Origin of the sequence: Psychrosphaera sp. B3R10 (assembly GCF_018861025.1) — a bacterium.
GTDB lineage: Bacteria > Pseudomonadota > Gammaproteobacteria > Enterobacterales > Alteromonadaceae > Psychrosphaera > Psychrosphaera algicola.
Window position 1 is genome coordinate 1 of record NZ_JAHKQH010000035.1, and the last position, 1,772, is coordinate 1,772.

The 1,772-nt window shown below is 40.5% G+C and carries 2 protein-coding genes; one reads left to right on the forward strand and one right to left on the reverse strand.

All coding sequences use genetic code 11. The features are described from left to right. The first annotated feature begins 140 nt into the window (after positions 1–140). Positions 141–1,151, forward strand: coding sequence for an IS110 family transposase (locus tag KO525_RS12700; RefSeq protein WP_215964201.1), 1,011 nt, complete (start codon positions 141–143; stop codon positions 1,149–1,151). A gap of 405 nt (positions 1,152–1,556) precedes the next feature. On the opposite strand, the gene KO525_RS12705 is transcribed toward KO525_RS12700, so the two are convergent. After that, a partial coding sequence (locus KO525_RS12705; protein WP_215964202.1) for a hypothetical protein occupies positions 1,557–1,772 on the reverse strand: 216 nt, incomplete at its 5' end.

Genomic DNA, 1,772 nt, shown 5'->3' on the forward strand with positions numbered 1-1,772 from the left:
ACAGCGATATTAGGGATCTCCAACCAAGTGCAGAGGAAGTTATAAAATCAGCGACTCTGAAAATCCTCTAGACAGACCTCCAATTTGAGTACCAGCTATGCTGTAGATGCTCAAATCCAAAACCCAAACTGGAGGCTGTTATGACACTTTACTGCGGCATTGATTTACATTCAAATAATCACGTCATTGTGGTGATTGATGAAGAGGATAATAAACTTGTGAACAAACGTATTGATAATAACTTATCTACAACAATTGAGTTGTTATCACCCTTTAAAAACCAGTTACACGCCATTGCTGTTGAATCTACCTTCAACTGGTATTGGTTGGTCGATGGTCTGTTAGATGCAGGATTCAGTGTTGAATTAGTCAATACTGCCGCTGTAAAACAATACGAGGGATTAAAATATTCAGGCGATCACCAAGACGCCTTTTTCTTAGCTCATTTAATGCGACTTGGGATATTGCCTACCGGACATATTTATCCCAAAGAGCGCAGAGCGGTTAGAGACTTATTGCGCCGTCGTCGACAACTAGTTAGGCAGTCATCTACGCACCTGATCAGTATTCAAAATCAAATATGGCGCTCGTTAGGTTACCGAATCGATAGTAATCAAATGAAAAAACTAGACTTTGAATTGCCGTTTGAACAAAACAGCTATTTATACCATTCGGCCAATGCAAACTTGCAGGTGCTGCAATTATTACAACTGCAAATCCATCATATAGAAACCGAAGTATTAAACGCCGTTAACTTAGAAAATGAATATAAGTTACTAACAGGTATCACAGGCATTGGTCCCATTCTCGGCTTAACCATCATGTTAGAAACGGGCAATATTCAGCGGTTTGATGACGTAGGGAATTACGTATCTTATTGTCGATGCGTAAACAGTTTACGAGAAAGTAACGGCAAGAAAAAAGGCTCAGGCAACCGCAAAGCAGGTAACAAATACTTATCATGGGCGTTTTCAGAAGCCGCGCATTACATTGTACGTTTTGACAGTAAAGCAAAGCGTTTTTATGAGAGAAAAAAAGCAAAACGAAACGGCATCGTCGCCATACGCGCTGTGGCACATAAAATAGCCAGAGCTGTGTATCATATGTTGAAAAACAACGAGCCGTTTGATGTAAACAGGGTATTTCAATGACTTAGCCGATAGCAATCAGCCAGTAGTTGGGGTTGGATAACAAGCCAATGTTCCTCTGAATGGAGGTTGTTATCGGCACTTATTTATTCGCCCGCATGTTAAGCCACTTAGGGTCTGGAAAACAACACGATGTAGCGTTTGTTTAGCCACTTACTCTGTGCGATTTACGCATTGGATAACATGGGGAACTGAGGTTTTTGTGGCGCACCAAAAGTGCGTGGGGATAATATTTATCCTAGATCCAGATGGGTGAGTGGTGCGAATATTATATTCAGCACAAACCATAGAAAAACAAATTAGCGAGTAAAAAAGGCCAAAACGCTTTTGTTCATAGAAACAACAAGTTAACGATATAAATGGTTGCACAAGCGACACGGGATCGCTCGTGCTATTGACACGGTTTGTCTAATGGGTGACCCCACTGGTCGGTTTATTAAGGTTGGTAAGTGGCAATGAATTAAATAATTTGCTACTAATATAATCTGATTTTGCAGCGGCACGAACGCGCATAATATGATCTGTTACTAATCTGTCTCTAATGCACATCTCAGAGCATATTAAATGTTTCGACGAAATTTCCCACTTAAGTAGGGATAAACAGTTTACCTGTCTTGAACAGGC